Source organism: Vibrio sp. 10N.222.54.A3, assembly GCF_041474095.1.
Lineage (GTDB): Bacteria > Pseudomonadota > Gammaproteobacteria > Enterobacterales > Vibrionaceae > Vibrio > Vibrio crassostreae_C.
In genome coordinates this window covers 1-20,005 of sequence record NZ_JBFRTN010000157.1, presented here as the reverse complement: position 1 = coordinate 20,005, position 20,005 = coordinate 1, and the positions used below count along the sequence as shown (strand labels likewise).

Genomic DNA, 20,005 nt, shown 5'->3' with positions numbered 1-20,005 from the left:
TGTGTATAAGAGACAGCCCTCGGGAGCCTTTTCTTTTTTTGGATGGTAGGGGAGTTAGGCAGTTAAGCCTTTAAGTAGTTAACCCGTTAAAAGCTGAACTACGCTTGTTTGTTTTTCAGGGTAGATTTCAACATTTGGAATAACCACTGATTCAAAGGTGCGTCTTTTTGCGAGCGGCGGCAGCTCATCACATAGCTCACATCTATGGTTCATGTTCGATTGTTAAAGTTACCCCAACAAAAACACAGATACCAAACGAACAAAGAATTAGAAATACAATGAGGTGATGTATGAACAAGTTAATCGCACTTGGATTGATGGCTTTATCTATGAACACGGCTTTCGCGGCTGACGGTACTTATGCGAGTACTCTCGATATGATGAGAAGCGAAGGCAATCAAGTAAAGGCTGAGCGTGTTGAATCTGATCCAGTGCTTGAAGGAAGAAATGACGCCGCTAATGGCGGAATAAAATTCCAAAAGAACGTTGATCAAGACCAAACGATCCAGCTTACAGGTCGTCGTGATTAACGTTAAAGATGTGCTTACCATTGTCATGAGAAATGCTGGGCCCTCGGGTGCAGCATTTTTCGTTATTGGGTTGTGGAGTATTTTATAAACTCTAGCGATCTAGCCTTGGCATGTTGTGTAACGTGTGGCATTTTGTTGTTCTCTAATTTAGATCGCTATTAGGTGTTGGTTAAGCATTACAAACCAGTAAGCGAACGCTCGAAAGGACTAGGAATGACTCAAAAAGAAACGGGAATGATTCGTCATATTCTACTGATTAAGTTTAAAGAAAACGCTGAGGCTTCAGAGGTTCAAAAACTAAAGATGCTGTTTGAAGCGATGCCAAACAAGGTTGAAGGGGTCACTTCAATAGAATGGGGATTAAATGACAGCCCTGAAAACAAGAATCAAGGTTATACCCACTCGGTGTTAATGACGTTCGCCGATGAAGAAGGCCGTCAGAATTACCTTCCGCACCCTGAGCATGATGCGCTGAAAGATGTGTTTCGTCCGCTTTTAGAAGACATCATTGTGTTTGATTACTCCCTGTAATTAGGTTCTGAGTAGGTCTCTTGTGTTTTACTTACCTTCGATAATGAAGAGTTAGGGCCTAGCGATTAAGCCCTAACTCAATAAGAAACGACTTACTCTGTTGGCGAAATAGTGACTGGTGCAAACGATGCGACAGCATTCCCGCCTGCGCCCCAGCGGTAGCGAGGCCAGAAGATAACTGTCTGATTGGGGTAGTACGTCTGTTTGTCGTAGTCCAGATAAGGCATCTCAACGAGGTCTATCTGTGGTTCTAAACGACCTTTATGTCATCTACTGTTTACGCTCATTTTTATTCCGTTAACCTGCCAATAGGCAGTAAAGTTAACGCAAAGCGTGAATAAGAATGGCATTACTTTTAAATAATGCCGTTGTGCCACGGTTAAGCTCTAGTCAATTTGATAGCCACTTCTGATTCCAGTTCACTTAATGGTCGAGGTTTACTGAAGTAATAACCTTGCAGCAGATCTATCCCCAGTCCGTTTAGGCGTTGGTTATGATCAGCAGTTTCCACCCCTTCAGCTACAACACGATAGCCCAAGCTTTTACCCATCATGATCATAGTGTTGACGAAGTCTAAGTTGGTCTGCCCTTGAGTTATGTCAGAGATAAATGAACGGTCGATCTTTACTTCACTTAGTGGAAGTTGCTTTAGTAAAGATAGAGAAGAGAATCCCGTGCCAAAATCGTCAAGAGAGATAGAAATTCCTACATCGTGTAGTTCTTTAAGTGAGTTTATGCATAACTCGTAATCGACAATTGCTGCTGACTCGGTTATCTCAATACAGAATAACGTCAAAGGAAGCTGGTATTGGCGAATAGTTCGAATGATTTCTTGAGCGAAGTGAGGCTGTATCAGCTGTTTTGCACTGATATTAATGGAAATATGGCTCATGGTTTGTAGCCATTCAGATCCTTCAACATCCTTACAAACTCGATGAATGATACATTCACCAAGCTTGCTGATTAGGCCAGCTGATTCAGCAACCTCGATAAACTGGTCAGGAGGGACATCCCCCAATGTTGGAGATTCCCATCTTGCTAGTGCTTCAACAGCAGTAATCTTTTCATCTTGCCCACAATATTGAGGTTGGTAGTGCACCTTTATTTCTTGTTGAGCGATGGCACGACTGAGTTGGTGCTCTATTTCGATTATGTTTTCCGTCTCTTTTGCCATTGACCTTTGAAAGTTGAGATAGCTTTGTCCTCCCAGCTTTTTAGCTTGATACATGGCAATGTCGGCCTGCTTAATTAATTCTTCGGCACTTACGCCATCATAAGGATACATAGCGATGCCTAGGCTTCCTTGGCTGATAATCTCAATATCATCAACGATCAATGGGTTTTGAACGGCATTTAAAATCTGCGTGGCGAGTGCGTTGATGTCTGCTTCGGAACTGACATTACACAAAAACAAGAATTCGTCACCTCCCAAACGTGCGACAAGGTGTTCACTTGATAGCACGTTCTGAATATGTTTGGTCACGTGGCAAAGAAGTGCATCACCGACGTGATGACCAAAAGAGTCGTTGATAATCTTAAAACGGTTAAGATCCATCAACATGACCGCGCGTTTTTGGTTAGGTCGATTCACAATGTGTTGCGCGATGCTTTCCATTATTTTCCGGCGATTAGCGATGCCAGTAAGCGCATCATAATACGCCATGTGTTGAATCTTTTCCGCATCTTCTCGCTCTTGAGTTACATCCGTCATTGAGCCAATGAAGCGCACAGCCTGCCCTTCTGCATTATGAACCGCTGAGCCATTGGCATGAACCCAGATATATCCGCGATGTTGCGTCTTCATCCTGAATTCACATTTGAACGGTACTTCTTCGTTTAAGTGGTTATGAATGGCGGACTCGAGAAGTTCTAAGTCTTCTGAGTGTATATATTGGAACAGATGGTCACATCCTAACTTACGATCAGAAAAGGTATCTTGACAGCCAATCATTTTGGTTAACCGACTGTTCCAGACAAGAGTATTGGTTAGTAAGTCCCAATCCCAGATACCATCGTTTGAGCTGTTAGATACTACTTTGAGCTGTTGCAACAACTGTTGGGAGTTCTTCTGACGATTGTTACTTGTATTGATAAGCTCGTCGCGCTCGATGAACAGTGCGAGCATATCTAAATAATTGTTGAATACCGATTGTGTACCGATATCTTGGTGATCTTGCAATGAATCAACAACAGCGACGAGCTTCCAGTGATCTTCTTGCCCTGAGTTGATAGGAAGAATGGAAGCAACGAAATGATCATAGCGTTCGAAAAATGGGAAATTGCGAATATCGTCTTGAATATCTGTTTGTTGCGGTAGGGTAGTTGGCTGAGTCATGCCTTTTTCTACCCATTTCCTAATAGTGTATTGCTCCGAATTACACTCAGCGAGACAGGCCCAGTCAAGATTGTTTCCGTAAAGGCTTTGAGCATCTCTAATTGAGTCAAAACCTCCTTGTGCTTGTGAATAGAAATTTTCGAATATCTCAGCGGGAGAACGCCCTTGCACATTTAAGAGGATTTGGCGAGTTGAGTTGATATCTTCTTTATGTTCGAGATCTGGGTTTGTGTTACCGCAAGACTGATGAACGATGAGCTTTTGCGGGACACTATTATTGGCATTATTAAAAGGCTTCCCAGAAATACGTTCCAACACGCGGTGAAATACTTGCGTCGCTAGAAGCTCAAGCTGTTGGTCTACTGTTGTTAACTTGGGATTGAATTGTTGACCGACGAAAATATTATCAATGCCTACGATGGCGACATCGTCAGGTACCGAGATATTGCTGTGAGACAGTTGCTCCATCATACCTACAGCATTGTGGTCAGTTGCGCAGATAACCGCAGTGCATTTGGATTTACGCTGTATAAATTCTATTGCGGCTTCTCGTCCCCCAGATAGAGAACAATTCGACACGCGGAAGAAATGGCGTTGGTTGAATGAGCCTTTATGATCAATCACCGTGCGTTGATACGCTTTGAAGCGAGACCTGATATCATTAACAGTGAGATCGCCACAAAAGCCGATTTCTTCGTGTCCTTGACTTTGTAACCATTCATAGAGCTTAGTGACACCATCGCTTTGCACACTATAATACTGCTCAACGGGCAGCGGCGCATAGCTTGCTCCAATAGAAATGACTGGAATGTTTGCGTTTATAGCTTCTTCGATCAACTTTACTGTCGCTGCATGGAGAACGACCACAAGGGCATCGAGATGATTAAAATATATAGGAAGTTTAAAATCTCTTCGCTCACCCGAGCGGATGAAGATCAGATTGACTTTATGGTTTTTCGCAAGCCTTCTAAGGGTTGCATTTAGCTCGCCCATGTAGAAGCCACTGAGCATAGGCAGCACAATGCCAACGGTAGGACGTTTTTTAGATGTAACAATAGTCATGTTATTAGCCGGTCGAAAGTTGTGTTGTGTAGAACTGTTTTCGGGGGAGAATAGGTATCTTTTTATTATTTCTTCCATGCTCTACTAAGCGAGCTTGAAAATAAACTTACGGCAAAAGGAAATGCAAAACCACGCACAATCCGAGTAAGTCTAACTCATATATTTGAGAGGTTACTCAGAAGCGGTCCTCAATTTATGGACATGACTTAAGCGACTGATCTGTTCTGACAGTACCTAGAATAACCGGAACGGATTATGACTAGAAACGCAGAAACCACTCTCCTGAATTTAATTGCAACAATAAATGACATACAAACGTAGAGGTAGCGCACAAAATCGAAAAAGGGGATATCGCGATTACGTAATCATTGATCTAGCCGATAGTGAGATAGTGATAAGAGGTCGATAATTCGTTGTCGGATCTAAATTAGAACTGTAAATCTAATTTCTAAGTAGTTGTTATCTCAGGAAGAGTTTTTGTGCTATGCGCCCCTATATTAAATACATTATCCCTATTTTAATTCCTTTCATTATCCTCGTCATGCCGCTATCAGCGTTTCCATTTGAAGGCCTTACGATTATTCAACAACGCGTTATCGCGATCTTTTTATTAGCGGCATTGTGCTGGGTGTTCGAGCCCATCCCGATCTACGCGACGTCTGTTGTTATTATCGTTCTGCAATTATTGATGTTGTCGGATAAAGGGCTGATCTTTTTAAGGTTTGAGCATGGGGAAGAACATTTTGGTGAGCTGTTAAAATACAGCGATATCATGGCGACATTCGCTAGCCCAATCATCATGCTGTTTTTGGGTGGTTTCTTCTTAGCAATGGCCGCCACTAAATATCGATTAGACGTAAACTTAGCTCGCGTGTTGTTGAAGCCATTTGGACAAGACCCAAAGTTTGTGATGCTCGGCTTAATGTTGATCACTGGTATCTTTTCGATGTTTATGTCTAACACGGCAACAACGGCAATGATGCTCTCTATTTTAACGCCGGTACTGGCTGTGTTTGGTCCGAAAGACCCCGGTCGTGTAGCGTTTGCGCTTTGTATCCCGGTTGCCGCTAACATCGGTGGCATTGGTACTCCGATCGGTACCCCTCCGAACGCTATCGCACTTAAATATTTAGTTGGCGATAACCTCATTACGTTCGGTGAATGGATGGCATTTGGTGTGCCGTTTGTTGTGATTATGATGGCGTTAGCGTGGTTTTTAATAGGCTTTATGTACAAAGCTGACCAAAAGAAAATCGAGCTAAGCATCAAAGGTAAATTCCTTAAAACGCCTAAAGCCATTGCGGTGTACGTCACTTTTGCGCTGACCATCATTCTTTGGTTAATGGGTTCAAGCCATGGCATGAACTCTTACACCGTCGCTCTGATTCCTGTCGCTGTGTTCTCACTCACAGGGATCATCAATAAAGAAGACCTGAAGAAAATTTCTTGGGACGTATTGTGGCTTGTATCAGGTGGTATTGCGCTTGGTTTAGCGCTCGATAAAACTGGCTTAGCAAAGCTCGTGGTACACAGTATTCCGTTTGATACCTACTCACCCTATGTGGTGTTGTTCGGAGCGGCGTTCTTGTGTTTGGTAATGGCAAACTTTATGTCTCATACCGCAACGGCTAACTTGTTAATGCCAATTATGGCTGCGTTAGGTTCGTCTATGGCTTCACTCACGCCACTAGGCGGTGAATTAACGTTAATTCTAGTTGTGACTTTTGCCGCTTCATTAGGTATGTCGCTGCCAATCAGTACACCACCGAATGCGTTGGCTCATGCCACTGGTCATGTGCAAAGTAATCAAATGGCCAGAATCGGTATTATTTTGGGTGTGGTTGGTGTGCTATTGAGTTTTGTTATGGTGTGGCTGCTACATTCAATTGGTCATATAGGGTAACGATACGTGTATCAACAAAAGTTAGAAGCACTTATCGAGCGCTATTTTAACCAAACAGAACGTCGGGTGACGTGCCGCGCCGGTAACACCATTATTGAACAATCAGCGTTAAACACTCGTTTATATTATGTGTTGAGTGGGGAACTGGAAGGGTTTTATTCCGAAGATAATACACCGCAAGTGCGAGTGTTTAGCGCGGGTAGTGGGGCTTTTATAGGCGTTCATAGCTTCTTTTCAGGTAATTGGACAGCATCTTCAACGGTTGTTGCTAAAACCGATGTTGAGTTAGCGTGGATCGATAAAGACACGCCAGCAGAAGATGAACGTAAATTTGGTCCTCTTACCGCACAGTTCACACCTGTGATTGTCAATGAGTTGTCGCGTCGTCAACGCCGCGCAACACAAGAAGCGATAGCGAAACAAAAAGCGCTAGAAAAGTTACATACTGCTGAGCAAATGACGACCTTGGGTCAATTGGCTGCAGGGATTGCCCATGAGCTTAACAACGCTATTGGTGTAGTAAATAGTAAATCTGGCCGACTTGAAACGGTCATCATGGATCTACTTGAAGAAGTGCATCCAGAAGCCAGTCAATTTTTCGATTTTGGGTTAATGCATGGCCAGAAAACGTCGTCGTTAGAAGCACGAACACGTGGGCGACAATTTGAAAGAAAATATGGTTTAGACAAAAACATTGCTCGCTCTCTTGCGAAGGCGATTCCAATTGACGCTTTATCTGCAACAGACGTTATTTCAAAACATTGGCTGAAAAAACCAGAAGAAGCGATTCGTTTTTGGCAGATGGGCTGTGATTTACATGATTTACGTTTGGCATCTAGACACACCGTCGGCATCGTGAAATCGGTTAAACAACTTGGCAGAACTGATATTGACACCGAAGAAGCGGTTGATATTAACGACTCCATTAACCATGCCTTATCGTTGTTACAAAGTGAGTTACGTAGAGTGTCTGTGCGATTGAGCCCTGCGGATTTACCGTCTTTTAAAGGCTCGAAAACAGAGCTCGTTCAGATTTGGGTCAACATTGTAAAGAATGCTTGTGATGCAATGTCGAATTCAGACGATGCCGCAATAGAGATTCAAACCAGATTAAGTAAGAAAAGAATATTAGTTACGATCGCGAATAACGGCCCTGAGATAGACGAGGCGACTCGTAGAAAGGTATTTCAGCCCAACTTCACCACTAAAAAAGGTGGTTTATCGTTTGGATTGGGCTTGGGTTTATCAGTAGTTAAGCGGATTGTGGCAGGTTATGGCGGAAGTATTATTGTGAAAAGTGATGCTTCTAAAACGGTATTTAGAATCAAGTTACCAATAGAGGGTGAACATGGAGAAGCTTAATTTAATCTGTGTCGATGACCAGAGAGAAGTACTGAGCGCAGTGATACAAGATCTAGAGCCGCTGGCGAGTTGGCTGAATATTGAAGATTGTGAATCAGCGCAAGAAGTGCTTGATCTCATTGATGAACTTGACGCAGAAGGCGAACACATTACCGTCATCGTGTCTGATCATGTGATGCCAGGGAAAACGGGTGTGGAGTTACTCACTGAAGTGTTCCATGACAGTCGCTTTCCGAATACAAAGAAAATTCTTCTTACGGGGCAGGCCACTCATACTGATACCATCAATGCGATTAATGCAGCAGGCATCGACCGTTACTTTGAAAAGCCTTGGCAAGCAAGCACATTAGTTGAGTGCATTCGTACTCTTGTCACTGAGTACATATTTGATCAAGGGCTTGATTACACGGACTATCAGAATGAGCTCGACCAGCAGGTTGTGTTGAGACGCTTACGCTAGTCTTTTATGTTAGCGACTTACGCTAGTCACTTATGTCAGTCGCTTGAAATTATATGCACCGAAGGACGCTTTCTGAAGGATTTTGTTTTTGAAAGAAGTAATCTTTCGGTGCCTATATTACCTATCTCTTTTAGTCGTTCAGGTTTAGTACTCAGTTATCAACACACTGGGTGCTGGCTTAAATTTAAAACTTATACGCTACGCCAACACATGCATTGTGTTTTCTTCACGCACGATTCCCTGAACATGCAGCAGAACTAAAATGTGTCACAGAGTATCATTGTCGTTTGTTAGAAAAGTAAGTCAAAAGTATTCAAAAGTGATTCCGAATGCGTGGTATGTGGAGTTCGAAGTCAGATCGGTACATACAACGTAAAGGACTAGGCTTTTCACGGCTTGCTGCGTAATAATGCATTCGCCCACAAGTGGTGGTTTATAGTCGGTAGGATTTTAAAATGAGTGAGATTGCTCGCTTTATATCTGGTGAAGTGCCAGATAAATTGGGTCGAAATATAGAACAGTTATTGGCTTACAATCATTTTTGGTTGGAGCATGACCATAAGTATATTCAAGTATTTTTCCCAATAGATGAGGGGACTAAGTTTAATCAACATGCACCGTTGGTTACTCAAGAAGATAGGGCGCTTTTTTCTAATTCTGAAGAGCTTCGCACCGCTCATCTACAAGTACTTGACCTGATGCTTGAGTTTTGGGGCATGCAGCGCAACGGGAATGAAATATCTTCATCGTTGCCACTTAGCCCGGCGAATCACGTATGGCTAAAGAATCATGACCATAACCAGTTAAGGCTAACGCGAGCCATTCGCAGTTTATACTTGTTAGGTAATGAAGAGGTCGCAACTCGGTTATGTGACTATCTAGTATCAGCGGCGAGCGAGACAGGCTCGGTGTCGGAGAAAACCGTTCAGTATTGGCGCAATGCCCTAGAAGGTTAGGCTTTTCTGTGCAGATCTTTCGGCTCTGCACATCATTGATTCTCAATGCGCGGCATTTTTGTACGATGCCGCTTTCTCTATATTCAACATTTGAATGCAATTTGTGGAATATATCAAAATTAATTAAGTTGATGGTGAGTTATTACTTTTCATTATGTTAGGGTTCTTTTCTTAAGGTCAGCTGATTAGGGAAGAGGCTCATGAAAAAGGGATTTGTGATAGCGATATCAATCGGCTTTGTTGTCTTCTTCCTTGTTGGTCGTGAGCTTCAGTGGTTCGGGTCCAGTAATTCCGAGTCGTTTCCTAAACTTCCTGATAGTCCCCAATTTGTTCCTTCTACCGATTTCGACGGTGAGTGGCTAGGCCGTTGTATTAACACCACTGGCAATAATATGTGTGAACGCACAACCATCACCGGAACTATTCGTGAGGGTAAGGCTACTCTAAGGCTTACCTACAACGGAACACCGTTAGAGGGCTGGGTGACGGAAAGCGGCGACTTACGTTTATATGCTAAACATCGCCAATGGGGTTATCGTTTTTCCGCACATGGCAGTGGCAGTAGATTTGACGGCCGATGGCACTTAACCAATGGACCGTGCCAAGGAACTTGGTTTCTAGAAAAGGTCGATGGCAAGTAGGGCTGTTACTACAAGACGCTGTTTAAAATTGACCAGCATAAGGTTCTTTTAGGAGAGATAAGTGATCAGATTAATCGCCGTGTTCATTGTGGCTTTCGGGCTAGGCGCATATGCGAGCTTACATGTTTTGACAGACTATGTTGTGAGCATTAAAGACAGTCATAAAGCTGCGGTGCGGCAAGGTTTTGAAACCTATAAATATGCCAATACAAAAGACCTTGCCCCATTAATTAAAACATCGAACTTGTTAGCTCGTTATAGTGCTTGTGAATTAGAGGGAGATGAAGGCGATGCGATTGCATTAGCCCTGTCTATTAACGCTATTTCCTTTGGGATGTTATCGAAGCAAGCTTCTGACCTCGATCAAGACACCTTTAGGACTGGTTTGATGATGTACGGAAAACTCAAAGACAACGAAAAAGCGTCTGGTCAGTTAACTGAAATACTTACTGCGTACTGTAAAGATAGTCTTCGCTATCTATACGACTGTGAAAAACTTTCTAATTTGTTAGGCGAAGAATGGGATACACAATGGAAGGAAGTGAAACCAGTATGTACCTAAAAATGATTCAACATATACGGCATTTTGCTATGCCGTATTCAGATGTGATTTGAAAACAAAGGACACAATATGGAAGTAAGGTTGGTCAAAGGTTCAGAGCCTAAGTTCGCTGAATCGATCACCAAAACGAATATGGCGAGTTACTATCAAGCTCGTGGAATCGCTTGGGGTCATAGCCAGTTTTTACGCAGCTGGGATGAGCTGGATAACTATGAAATTTATGTGGGGGATCGCCGTATTGGTGTTGTTCGCTTCAGTTACGCTAGTGGTACAACGTTTCTTAGGGACTTGCAGATATTAGCTGACTGTCAGGTCAAGGTTTTGGCTCTAAGTGTCTCGATTTGGCTATTGAACATGCGAACAATCAAGCATCGGCTCAGTTAGTGTTGCGCGTGTTCAGTGAGAACCCCGCCATTAAGCTTTATCAATCAAAAGGTTTTACTCAGTTGTCTGAAGTGAAAGGGCTCGTTGAAATGGAGCTGCCTTTAGGGTCATCATTGAGAGAGTGTCATGGATAACCGTATCCAACTAAATTTTGTTAAATACTTATTTTCAGAGTTGCTGTTTATTGTTATTGCACTAGGTCTTGTCTATTGGATATCAGACGGTGATCGTTCATCGCTGCTAACCATAGGGCTGATAATTTGTGTTCCTCCATTAATAAAAATTCTAATGTTGTGGTGGAAGCTTCGCGATAGCTCGTTTGAAATCACGAACGGTCATGTACGTTTAAATGGCGTTGCTTGTGATGTGACTTTACAGCGTAGCTTTCTTCCGTTTGAAATTGGCTCATTCATCAAGCTTTCATACACGAAAGGTGCAATGCAGAAACACAATATTTACCTTTCTAAAGGCGCAATGAGCAAAGAAGAATGGAGCCGTATGTTAGCGTGTCGAACTAGGTCGCCATAAAGAGGCAACGTCTCTGTTGCTTGAATTGTTGGTTTCTACGACCAATAGCGAGCCGATCAAAGAGTACCAACGAGCGATCTCTTTGTATGCTCAAGACTTGGATAAAACTTGGTAAGCGAGAGCTGTGATTAACACGCTTCACTTAATACGAGAAAAGCCTAAGCATCATTCGATACTTAGGCTTCAAGATTTAGCTTTTCTATTCAGATCAGCCGTTACGCTGAAAGCTCTTTACGAACGATCTCTGCGCCAGCGCTGAGTGCATTCAGCTTAGCTGAGGCAATGTCGCGAGGTAGGGGAGCCATACCGCAGTTGGTGCAAGGGTAGAGCTTGTCTGCATCAACATACTTAAGTGTTTCTCTTAGAGTGCTGGCCACTTCTTCCGGTGTTTCAATAGAATCTGTAGCAACATCAATAGCGCCAACCATCACTTTCTTACCTCGTACAAGTTCAAGTAGCTCAAGAGGTACATGAGAGTTGTGACACTCTAAAGAGATAATATCGATATTCGATTGCTGCAGCTTAGGAAATACTTCTTCGTATTGGCGCCACTCGGTGCCTAATGTCTTTTTCCAATCCGTATTCGCTTTGATGCCGTAGCCATAGCAAATATGTACTGCGGTTTCACACTTAAGCCCTTCAATGGCTCTTTCCAAACAAGCGATGCCCCAATCGTTCACTTCATCAAAAAATACGTTAAACGCAGGTTCATCGAACTGAATAATATCAACGCCTGCGGCTTCAAGTTCTTTGGCTTCTTCGTTGAGGATCTTCGCAAATTCCCACGCCAGTTTTTCACGGCTTTGGTAATGCGCATCGTAAAGTGTATCAATCATGGTCATAGGCCCCGGCAGAGCCCATTTGATCGGTTGGTCGGTTTGCTGACGTAAGAATTTCGCATCTTCAACAAACACGGATTTCTGACGAGAAACTGGGCCTACAACCGTCGGTACACTCGCATCGTAGCGGTCGCGGATTTTAACGGTTTCACGCTTTTCAAAATCAACGCCATTCAGATGTTCAATGAAGGTCGTTACAAAGTGCTGACGTGTTTGTTCGCCGTCACTCACAATATCAATGCCTGCTTGCTGTTGCTCGTGCAGAGAGACACGCAGCGCATCTTGTTTGCCGTCTGTGAGTTCATCGCCTTGAAGTTTCCATGGCGACCAAAGCGTCTCTGGTTGTGCAAGCCAAGACGGTTTCGGCAAGCTGCCCGCTGTTGAAGTCGGTAATAGTGTTTTCATAATAATATTGCCTATCCTTGGGTGGTTTGAGAGCGCAATAGACGATTAAAGTGCGTAATTTGCCGACCAGTTCTCTAGAACTGATTGGTATGGCTTAATGAACTTCTCTTCTGCGAATTTACCTTGTTCAACAGCTAGCTGGCTTCGTTCTTCACGGTCGTACACGATTTGAGTCAGCGAGTGATCCAAGTTTTTCAAGTTTGGTTGGTAACAGTTACCCGCAACCGCGTTCGCGTTGTAAATCTCAGGTCGGTAGATTTTCTGGAACGTACCCATGGTACTGATGGTGCTGATAAGCTCTAGGTTAGAGTAATCGTTCAGCAGATCACCAAAGAAATAGAAGGCCAAAGGTGCAACACTGTTAGGCGGCATGAAATAACGAACCTGTAAGCCCATCTTTTTGAAATATTGTTCAGTTAAAGAAGACTCATTCGGTTGGTATTCAAAACCTAATACTGGGTGTTGGTTTTCAGTGCGGTAATAGGTTTTATTATCTGACACGCTTAAGCAAATAACAGGTCGTTTATTAAAGTTCTTTTTGTAAGCGTCAGAGTTAACGAAATATTTAAAAAGCTTACCGTGTAAGTCACCAAAATCTTCTGGAATGCTGAATTTATCTTGGCCTTTATTATGATCCAATAGACGTACGCTAAAGTCATAATCTCGAACATAAGAAGAGAAGTTATTTCCGATAATGCCTTCAATACGCTCGTTAGTTTTACGGTCTACAATATTGGTTTTCAGCACTTCAATTGAAGGGAATGCTTCGCCGTTGCTTTCAATATCCATATCAACAGAAATGATTTCAAGCTCAACAGAGTAGCGGTCGCCCTTAGGGTTATCCCAGTGCGCTAACGCGTTGAAACTGTTATCGATCATTTGTAGTGCATTGCGTAAGTTCGCTTGACGGCTGTCACCGCGAGCCAGGTTAGCAAAGTTGGTAGTGATACGCGTGCTGTCTGCAGGCTGGTAGTTTTCGTCGAGGCTAATGCTCTTAATCGTAAAATTAAATTCTTTATTCATGCTGATTTGGTATCCCAATTTTTTTTCTGATTCTCTCGGTCTTTAGTATTAAAACGGCTTTTATTTTTTGCTTGTGACCGGATTAAGAATCGAAGGCTATGCTGTCTGAAATTAATGCTTAGTAGAATTAATGTCGTATAAAGTTAATCGCTTAAGGTTTTTATACGTTGATAGGTTGACCATTAACAATGGTATTACTTCACATTCAACATGAGTAATATTCATGATCTATTCTGTTTGAATATTTAAGCCGGTGTCAGTTATATTAATTAGCTTGATGGAAATATAACCATATTAATAGTGTGTTATTTAAGCCCGATTAATTTAATTAAGAGATGGATGAAATGAGTGAATTGCTGTTGTTGATTTTATACTGTGCATTATTAGGCAGTGGTGTTGGTTTTCTTGCCGGGCTTTTGGGGATTGGCGGAGGGCTGATCATTGTTCCGGTGCTAAGCAGCATTTTACTTCACTTAGAGATTCTACCTGCGGATCAAGTGGTTGTTGCGGCCATCGCTACTTCGTTGGCATCGATACTGTTCACCTCAACTTCTTCTGCACTTGCTCACCACAAGAATGGCAACGTGCCTTGGGATCTGGCGCCTTGGATCATGCTCGGTGTTGCTCTGGGTGCACTGGTTAGTGGCTTTATGGCAGCTCTGTTACCGGAAAAAATCGTTCGTATTGTGTTCGCCGTGAGTGTGGTTCTTATTGCGATCAAGATGTTCTTAAGCAGTAAAAATGATGCACCTAAGGAACGAAAACTGCCAAACAAGGGCGTGCTAACGGTGCTGACAACCATTACGGGTGGCTTGTCTGCCATGATAGGCATTGGTGGCGGTGCATTGCTGGTTCCGCTATTAACGTTCTTCTCTGTCGATATGAAAAAGGCCATAGGTTGTGCCTCTGCATGTGGCATTGTCATCGCGCTATTTGGCTCGATAGGTTACATCAGTTCAGGCAGCAGTCACTTTGCTCTATCAGACGGTTTTGCTGGCTTTGTTTATCTGCCTGCGCTGTTGGGTATTGTGTGCACGTCTTGGTTTACGGCTCCTTTAGGCGCAAAAGCGACCAACCATTTACCGGTTCCGACGATTAAGAAAATCTTCTCAGTACTGTTAGTGGTTATTGCTGCAAGCATGGTTGCTCGTTAATTGAAGATCGTTCAAGTGTGAATATATAGAACAAAAACGAATAAATTGATCAACCACCAATAATTAGAAAAGGGCAGTTTCATAACTGCTCTTTTTTTGTTTATCGGTCTATGCTTATACAGCTATGTACATGAGTATATTGATAAAACCGTTTAGTTATGAACAATTCACTGCTATAGCTAAATGTATCTTGTTTGATTCAACGGAATGCTATCAATGAGTGGTTTATGGATCCTTTAACGCAGGGCGTGTTAGGCGCTTCTTTGTCACAATCGGCCAGCAAAAAACAACATTTGGTTGTTGCTGGGGTATTAGGGCTGCTCTCCGGGTTGGCTCCAGATTTAGATGCACTGATTCAGTCTCAAAGTGACCCTTTGTTGGCTTTGGAATTTCATCGACAATTTACCCACTCACTTTTTTTCATCCCCATTGGCAGTTTGATCTGCGCTTTGGTTCTGCATCACCTGATTGCAAAAAAACGTGGGCTTTCTTTCAAACAAAGTTGGCTGTTTTGTGCTCTGGGCTATGGTACTCATGCACTGTTAGACGCTTGTACCACCTATGGCACGCAGTTACTTTGGCCTTTCACCAACGCGCGTTTTTCTTGGAATACCATATCAATCATCGATCCTGTTTATACGCTTCCCATTCTAGTGTTGCTTGTGTTTGCGACGTTAAAACGAGCGCCTTGGCTAGCGCGTGTTGCGTTTACTTGGGCGCTAATTTATCCAACATTAGGGATGATTCAGCGAGACAGGGCAGAGGCGATTGGGTGGCAATTAGCGCAAGAAAGGCAACACACACCGATTCGATTAGAGGCAAAACCAAGCTTTGCGAATATCTTGGTTTGGAAAGTGGTGTACGAAACAGAGGCTCATTACCATGTAGACGCAGTGCGGGTTGGCACATCGGTAAGCACGTATCCCGGAGAGTCGATTGCGAAGCTGAATGTTAGCAGGGATTTACCTTGGCTTGACCCGGACTCTCAACAAGCCAAAGACATAGAACGTTTCCGCTGGTTTTCAAATGGTTATATCGCTCAGGACCCAACAGACGAGCTGCGTATTATCGATGTCCGATATTCAATTGTACCAAATCAAATGAAAGCACTATGGAGCATCAAGCTATCAAAAGCAGTTGATGCAAACGCGCATGTAAAATACGAAACTCATAGAGACAACACGCCAGAATCGAGACAGACCTTTTTCGATATGCTCACTGGTGATAAATGAGCTAGTTTTAAACTGATCTGCACCGTCAATACTGGATGCTACGTTAAGCGACTTTCCATACGTTTAGTTATCTCTGAATTGTTAATTTAGGGGAATTAATTTAGGGGAAGCTATAGCTCATTTATGCCCCGAAACGTGTTTAGGTACCAGTAACATTCATGAGAATAATTTGGGAAACAAGCTGTTGTCCAAATGTGAGCTACTACTTTTTGCCACTCAATTCTCGGGTGCACAATTCGACTAAAATTCAGCAGTTATAAATGGCGGGGTGATTGTAGAACCTGCAAATTATTGGGGTGAATGCATTTTACCTTGCTAATTGTATTCTTTTTCAGCGTAGTTTCTAATTTTTGTCATAATATTAGAAATAACATCATGCTGCTCTAGTGAGGGTGAGAAGAATATACCAATGTGGTAATCAAGGCTATTCACTAATTCGAATACATCTAACTCCACGATTGAATCTTTCGAATAGTGTTTTTCTACATGTTCAGTTGGTAAAACAGCCCACCCATCCTTCTCTAGTAACTCAATTAAAACGTCCTTAGTACTGACTAACTGATATTGAGGAGAGATATTTGACCCTTGAATCGAGGCATTGAAGTAGTGCTCGTAGATAAATTGTTTCTCCAGTTTCAAATCAGAAATTTTTACCATCCTATTTGCAAGGTGACTTTTTGCTCCGGCATAGACTTTGTGTTGTATTCGGCCAAGATTTATATAATTAACTTCATTTTCTGGTTGAACTAACATCTTGATTGTCATTAATGCTAGATGAGCTTGACCACTAATCAGCTCGTCAATGGTTTCTTTTCGGCCTCGATGCAACCAGTTTAATTGGATGTTTGGGAAGTCTTTGCTTATGGCTGAGTTGATATGATGAATCAATGATATAGGAATGGTGGTGTCATGGTTAATATTGATGATGAGTAAGTCATTGTTAAAGGAGTTAAGGGCTGTAAGTTCAAACTCTTCTATTTGCCTTACAATTATTTTTGCCCTTGGGTATAGTTTTTTTGCGGCTAAAGTCGGTAGAGTTGAGCGGCCTTTCATTTCAAATAAAGGCAACCTCATGTTGTCTTCCATAACTGAGATATGTTCACGGACAGTTGTTCTGTCTCGATTTAAAAATCTAGCCCCTGCACTAAACGAGCCTTTATCGAAAACTGCACAAAAACTAACTATTTGATCTTTCGTGAACATATGTAGTCCCATTTAAATAATCTATACACAGGGGGGGATTCCCCCTCAAGTGCGTCTTTTTACTATAGCACTCTCGTAATAAGCTTTATATCGAAAATCATAAACTTTTATGCGAGGTCAACTATGTCAAAATTTAAAGCAGGACTACCGATTGCTATCCTAAGTAGTGCGGTAATTGTATTCTCTTCCCAAGCTAGTTCCGACTTGGGTTTCAAAATGACGCCTAAGGTAACGTATGGGTTTGGTAATGTCACAACCGATGAGATAGTTCATTCAAGAGAGTTGTGGATGAACGTATTTGAGCCTACAGACAAGAGTCATATTAAAGAGACAGCTATTGTGATGACATTTGGCGGTGCGTTTCATCAAGGTTCGCCCGATTTAAGCTTCAATGTTGGCGGTGCGCAAGATACTTCTATGAATGACTATTGCCAAAGGTTTGCAAAACAAGGGTATGTTTGTTTTGCAATAGATTATCGATTAGCTCCCGAAAATCCATTACCGACAGGCATTGGTTACACGGCTGAAGATTTGGACCTTGAAAGTATTAGTTCAATGTCTCAGCAAATTAACCTAGTTAGACACCAATTAGGATATGACCAGCTAGACTTCAATAACCCTTCTGAGAAATCGATCATTGATAAAGCGATTTTATCTGCTGCTGAAGACTTACGTAATGCGGTTGGTTATATCAAAGAAAACTCGAATGAATATGGATTCAATTCATCAAAGGTAGTATTGGGAGGATTCTCTGCTGGCGCTGTAACTAGCTTGAATGTTGCTCATGGAATGAAGTTACCTGTTGCTGGTACGTTCATGCTTTCTGGTGGTCCTGCTGGCTTTGACATCATAAAGAACACTACCAATTTTGAAGCATCTAGCCCTGTATTACTCTTTCAAGGGCAGAATGATTTGCATGCTGCATTCTCGATCAATCCACCTCTGCTTGAACACTATAAACAAGAACAAATTGAAAACACGTTTGCTTGGGTACCAGGGTTTGGACATTTCTATCCTGCGGAGGCTGTTAGCTTATCTGGTGACGGAATGAGAATGTCAGTAGAGCAACGCATTATGAACTTCGTAAGTAACATTGACCAAAGAAGTAACTAGAACTTTCCCATTGATAGATTAAAAAAGCAGGCAGGATGCAAGCTGTGGGAGTAGCTTCCCATAATCTTAGAGGTATGCAATATCAAAATTCATCAAACAACGTTGACATATGAACAGATCCCTAGCGTCTATGCCTTGTTAGAATCTGAAATATTTATGTGGGTCGTAACCACTGCTACTGTTTTACTATTTGTTTGGATCGCAGCGAAGTTATGGCATATCCATTCAATCCCTAAGAAGTTAGCTAAAGAAAAGAACCTGTCACAAGCTAAGTTTGTAATTTGGTTATGTCTTTTGGGGTTGATCTGGAAGCCATTATGGGTTGTTGCCGTATTAACGATAGTCATTGATTGGGATAAATTTCAACTTTGGATAAAGGAGGCTAGGTCATGAAAGAGATTATGGTTCCTTACCTTTTGTTAGTGTGGTTACTGTTTAAATTTAAGATACTAAAACGAACACCGAAAAATTATTTTTGGACCACGTTTGTAGGGGTTGTATTACTACTGATTTTATTTGTATCTCACCGCTTCTATTCTCCTGCCGATTTGACTAACTCAACAACAGTCAAAGCGCCACATGCGATTGTTGCGCCTCCGTTCGGTCAGCAGATAGATACTATCTATGTTGAGCACAATCAGGTGGTAGAAAAGGGAGAGATTCTTTATACCCAAAGAGACGACAAATTAACCTCGATTAAAACAGGGTTGAATGCGAGTAAATTAGAGTTAGCTCGTTCGATAGAAGCGCAAGAAATCAAGCTTGCACAGGCTATGAGAGACCATAAGAGAAATTTGGGGTTGGAACATCATGCGACAGCAAGGGATGTGGAATTATCTTCGGATATGATAGCTACAACTAAAGCCGATATAAACGTGCTTTACGCAAAGCATGAAGGATTAGAAGCGAAGTTAGGGGATGTCGAATTTGAATTGGATAGGTTGACGGTACGAGCACCATTTAAAGGCATGGTTACTCATGTCTACATTGCTAATGGTTCTCGTGTTGGCGGTTTGCATTTATGGGATATTGAAAATAAGTTCATCGAAATGCGAATACCAGAACAAGCTTACCAAAACATTAAAAGGGGGCAGTTTAGCGAATTCTATGTAGATGCTTACCCAGCTCAGGTATTTAGAGCGCGAGTTCATAGCATTGTAGAGGCTACTGGAGAAGCTCAGGGGAACTTGATGCCGGTTGAGCAAATGGTATCTGGCCACATACAAAGAGGGGCTGCTCCAATTGGACGGACAGTAATATTAGAAGTTGATAGTAAAACTATGGATATGCTCCCTATAGGAAGTACTGGCACAGCATGGATTAGTGCTAAAAAACCTCATAGCATATTAGGCTTCATGGATATCATTGGCGCCGCACATGTAAGATTACAATCCGTAAAATCCATACTTTTTGCTTTATAATATAACTCGACAATTTAGAGCCTGTAATTTACCTTTATTGTCTCTCCATGAAACAGTCCACTGTAATAAGTTGGGCTGTTTTTATTTCTATTATTAGTGAATAGCGAGGTCTTGATGATTTATCATTACACCAGAGATCGATGTACCAATTACTATTAAGCCTACAAGAGTTGCTAGATAAAGTTATTGGGGTTAAATAATCTATTGTTCTCTTCATTTAGAATGTACATAGACAGAACCTTAAGCACTAAGCTCAGCGTAAATTCCGTCTAACGTAATGTTTTCTTTAGACTTCCTCTGCGCGGACTTTTGAGCGTTCCTTGATATATAACTGGTAGCCCATTCGATTTTATTGCTGATT

Annotated in this window: 17 protein-coding genes and 3 pseudogenes; 14 read left to right on the top strand and 6 right to left on the bottom strand. The window is 42.2% G+C overall.

Annotated features, from left to right (window positions below; genetic code table 11):
• Positions 1-98 precede the first annotated feature (98 nt).
• Positions 99-209: pseudogene (locus AB4507_RS22470) on the bottom strand (LysR family transcriptional regulator); the annotation flags it as partial.
• An 81-nt stretch (positions 210-290) separates the two neighbouring features.
• Between AB4507_RS22470 and AB4507_RS22465 the strand changes: the two are divergent.
• Complete coding sequence (locus AB4507_RS22465) at positions 291-530, top strand: hypothetical protein (protein ID WP_017069969.1); 240 nt, start codon at positions 291-293, stop codon at positions 528-530.
• A gap of 213 nt (positions 531-743) precedes the next feature.
• Positions 744-1,061, top strand: coding sequence for a Dabb family protein (locus AB4507_RS22460; RefSeq protein WP_102394497.1), 318 nt, complete (start codon positions 744-746; stop codon positions 1,059-1,061).
• Positions 1,062-1,207: 146 nt separating this feature from the next.
• On the opposite strand, the pseudogene AB4507_RS22455 reads toward AB4507_RS22460, so the two are convergent.
• A pseudogene (locus AB4507_RS22455) lies at positions 1,208-1,318 on the bottom strand (DUF3103 family protein); the annotation flags it as partial.
• A 122-nt stretch (positions 1,319-1,440) separates the two neighbouring features.
• On the bottom strand, positions 1,441-4,458 hold the full coding sequence (locus AB4507_RS22450; RefSeq protein ID WP_017069971.1) for an EAL domain-containing protein: 3,018 nt from the start codon (positions 4,456-4,458) through the stop codon (positions 1,441-1,443).
• Positions 4,459-4,942: 484 nt separating this feature from the next.
• Here AB4507_RS22450 and AB4507_RS22445 point away from each other — a divergent pair, with 484 nt between their 5' ends.
• From AB4507_RS22445 to AB4507_RS22410, 8 genes and pseudogenes are all read left to right on the top strand, one after another.
• Positions 4,943-6,361, top strand: a complete 1,419-nt coding sequence (locus AB4507_RS22445; RefSeq protein WP_102319730.1) for a DASS family sodium-coupled anion symporter — start codon at positions 4,943-4,945, stop codon at positions 6,359-6,361.
• 6 nt (positions 6,362-6,367) lie between these two features.
• Positions 6,368-7,723 carry an ATP-binding protein gene (locus tag AB4507_RS22440; RefSeq protein WP_372183438.1) on the top strand — a complete coding sequence of 452 codons (1,356 nt, stop codon included), beginning with the start codon at positions 6,368-6,370 and terminating at the stop codon, positions 7,721-7,723.
• Positions 7,710-8,183: a response regulator gene (locus AB4507_RS22435; protein WP_017070648.1), complete on the top strand. Its 474-nt coding sequence runs from the start codon at positions 7,710-7,712 to the stop codon at positions 8,181-8,183. The genes AB4507_RS22440 and AB4507_RS22435 overlap by 14 nt, the downstream gene beginning before the upstream one ends.
• 455 nt (positions 8,184-8,638) lie before the next feature.
• Complete coding sequence (locus AB4507_RS22430) at positions 8,639-9,139, top strand: opioid growth factor receptor-related protein (protein WP_372183437.1); 501 nt, start codon at positions 8,639-8,641, stop codon at positions 9,137-9,139.
• 200 nt (positions 9,140-9,339) lie between these two features.
• The gene (locus AB4507_RS22425; protein WP_372183435.1) at positions 9,340-9,780 is read left to right on the top strand and encodes a hypothetical protein; all 441 of its coding nucleotides are present in this window, start codon (positions 9,340-9,342) and stop codon (positions 9,778-9,780) included.
• A gap of 61 nt (positions 9,781-9,841) precedes the next feature.
• A complete protein-coding gene (locus AB4507_RS22420; protein ID WP_372183433.1) occupies positions 9,842-10,342 on the top strand; it encodes a hypothetical protein in 501 nt (166 codons plus the stop codon).
• Between the two features lie 69 nt (positions 10,343-10,411).
• Positions 10,412-10,860 (top strand): annotated as a pseudogene (locus AB4507_RS22415) (GNAT family N-acetyltransferase).
• Entirely contained in the window at positions 10,853-11,254 is a 402-nt protein-coding gene (locus tag AB4507_RS22410; RefSeq protein ID WP_017062409.1) for a hypothetical protein, read from the top strand. Before AB4507_RS22415 ends, AB4507_RS22410 begins: the two are co-directional and overlap by 8 nt.
• Before the next feature lie 215 nt (positions 11,255-11,469).
• Here the strand turns inward: AB4507_RS22410 and AB4507_RS22405 are convergent, their stop codons facing one another.
• Positions 11,470-12,498, bottom strand: a complete 1,029-nt coding sequence (locus AB4507_RS22405) for a methionine synthase (RefSeq protein WP_017064212.1) — start codon at positions 12,496-12,498, stop codon at positions 11,470-11,472.
• Positions 12,499-12,543: 45 nt separating this feature from the next.
• Positions 12,544-13,521, bottom strand: a complete 978-nt coding sequence (locus AB4507_RS22400; RefSeq protein WP_017064213.1) for a DUF1852 domain-containing protein — start codon at positions 13,519-13,521, stop codon at positions 12,544-12,546.
• A 344-nt stretch (positions 13,522-13,865) separates the two neighbouring features.
• On the opposite strand from AB4507_RS22400, the gene AB4507_RS22395 reads away from it, so the two are divergent.
• Together AB4507_RS22395 and AB4507_RS22390 are read left to right on the top strand one after the other, a co-directional pair.
• Positions 13,866-14,675: a sulfite exporter TauE/SafE family protein gene (locus AB4507_RS22395; RefSeq protein WP_372183432.1), complete on the top strand. Its 810-nt coding sequence runs from the start codon at positions 13,866-13,868 to the stop codon at positions 14,673-14,675.
• 227 nt (positions 14,676-14,902) lie between these two features.
• Complete coding sequence (locus AB4507_RS22390) at positions 14,903-15,907, top strand: metal-dependent hydrolase (protein ID WP_372183430.1); 1,005 nt, start codon at positions 14,903-14,905, stop codon at positions 15,905-15,907.
• A gap of 315 nt (positions 15,908-16,222) precedes the next feature.
• Here AB4507_RS22390 and AB4507_RS22385 read toward each other — a convergent pair whose 3' ends face one another.
• Entirely contained in the window at positions 16,223-17,110 is an 888-nt protein-coding gene (locus AB4507_RS22385) for a LysR family transcriptional regulator (protein WP_372074983.1), read from the bottom strand.
• Between the two features lie 123 nt (positions 17,111-17,233).
• On the opposite strand from AB4507_RS22385, the gene AB4507_RS22380 reads away from it, so the two are divergent.
• Positions 17,234-18,223, top strand: a complete 990-nt coding sequence (locus AB4507_RS22380; protein ID WP_371713928.1) for an alpha/beta hydrolase — start codon at positions 17,234-17,236, stop codon at positions 18,221-18,223.
• Between the two features lie 389 nt (positions 18,224-18,612).
• Positions 18,613-19,644, top strand: a complete 1,032-nt coding sequence (locus AB4507_RS22375) for an HlyD family secretion protein (RefSeq protein ID WP_371713929.1) — start codon at positions 18,613-18,615, stop codon at positions 19,642-19,644.
• Positions 19,645-20,005: the final 361 nt, after the last annotated feature.

Bases quoted from the DNA above. Each gene is read 5' to 3' on its own strand.
- AB4507_RS22375 (WP_371713929.1), top strand. From the start codon at position 18,613: ATGAAAGAGATTATGGTTCCTTACCTTTTGTTAGTGTGGTTACTGTTT.
- AB4507_RS22430 (WP_372183437.1), top strand. From the start codon at position 8,639: ATGAGTGAGATTGCTCGCTTTATATCTGGTGAAGTGCCAGATAAATTG.
- AB4507_RS22450 (WP_017069971.1), bottom strand. From the start codon at position 4,458: ATGACTATTGTTACATCTAAAAAACGTCCTACCGTTGGCATTGTGCTG.
- AB4507_RS22435 (WP_017070648.1), top strand. From the start codon at position 7,710: ATGGAGAAGCTTAATTTAATCTGTGTCGATGACCAGAGAGAAGTACTG.
- AB4507_RS22395 (WP_372183432.1), top strand. From the start codon at position 13,866: ATGAGTGAATTGCTGTTGTTGATTTTATACTGTGCATTATTAGGCAGT.
- AB4507_RS22400 (WP_017064213.1), bottom strand. From the start codon at position 13,521: ATGAATAAAGAATTTAATTTTACGATTAAGAGCATTAGCCTCGACGAA.
- AB4507_RS22410 (WP_017062409.1), top strand. From the start codon at position 10,853: ATGGATAACCGTATCCAACTAAATTTTGTTAAATACTTATTTTCAGAG.
- AB4507_RS22425 (WP_372183435.1), top strand. From the start codon at position 9,340: ATGAAAAAGGGATTTGTGATAGCGATATCAATCGGCTTTGTTGTCTTC.
- AB4507_RS22445 (WP_102319730.1), top strand. From the start codon at position 4,943: ATGCGCCCCTATATTAAATACATTATCCCTATTTTAATTCCTTTCATT.
- AB4507_RS22460 (WP_102394497.1), top strand. From the start codon at position 744: ATGACTCAAAAAGAAACGGGAATGATTCGTCATATTCTACTGATTAAG.
- AB4507_RS22390 (WP_372183430.1), top strand. From the start codon at position 14,903: ATGGATCCTTTAACGCAGGGCGTGTTAGGCGCTTCTTTGTCACAATCG.
- AB4507_RS22380 (WP_371713928.1), top strand. From the start codon at position 17,234: ATGTCAAAATTTAAAGCAGGACTACCGATTGCTATCCTAAGTAGTGCG.
- AB4507_RS22465 (WP_017069969.1), top strand. From the start codon at position 291: ATGAACAAGTTAATCGCACTTGGATTGATGGCTTTATCTATGAACACG.
- AB4507_RS22385 (WP_372074983.1), bottom strand. From the start codon at position 17,110: ATGTTCACGAAAGATCAAATAGTTAGTTTTTGTGCAGTTTTCGATAAA.
- AB4507_RS22405 (WP_017064212.1), bottom strand. From the start codon at position 12,498: ATGAAAACACTATTACCGACTTCAACAGCGGGCAGCTTGCCGAAACCG.